The 513-nt window shown below is 63.2% G+C and carries 1 protein-coding gene; it reads left to right on the top strand.

From position 1 onward, the window contains the following. Positions 1–38 precede the first annotated feature (38 nt). On the top strand, positions 39–513 hold a 475-nt coding region (locus FQ755_RS07645; protein ID WP_144152740.1), incomplete at its 3' end, for a UvrD-helicase domain-containing protein.

Genomic DNA, 513 nt, shown 5'->3' with positions numbered 1-513 from the left:
GCGGCGACGTCACCCGCATTTCCAGTCCGCTAGTCAACATGTCCGCAGGTGTCAATGCCGCTCAAAGGGAAGCGATGCGATATGTCGACGGTCTCTGTCTCGTTCTCGCCGGCGCGGGCAGCGGCAAGACGCGCGTGATCACGCAGAAGATCGCCCACCTGATCGAGAACAAGGGTTTCGAGCCGCGCCATATCGCGGCCGTCACCTTCACCAACAAGGCCGCCGCCGAGATGCGCGAGCGCGTCGGCAAGCTGCTGGAAGGCAAGACGCTGACCACGCCCGGCAAGGAAGGCCGCAAGGTGCCGGTCAACCAGCTGACGGTCTGCACCTTCCACTCGCTGGGCGTGCAGATCCTGCGCCAGGAAGCCGAGCACGTCGGCCTCAAGCCGCAGTTCTCGATCATGGATTCGGACGACTGCTTCGGCATGGTGCAGGAGCAGATGGGCACCACCGACAAGGGGCTGATCCGCAAGATCCAGAACATCATCTCGCTCTGGAAGAACGGGCTGGTGA

The sequence above is a fragment of the Paraburkholderia sp. BCC1885 genome (assembly GCF_900996235.1).
In the GTDB taxonomy this organism is placed as follows: domain Bacteria; phylum Pseudomonadota; class Gammaproteobacteria; order Burkholderiales; family Burkholderiaceae; genus Paraburkholderia.
Note: the sequence above shows the minus strand (reverse complement) of the source record. Positions and strands in the feature narration are given on the sequence as shown.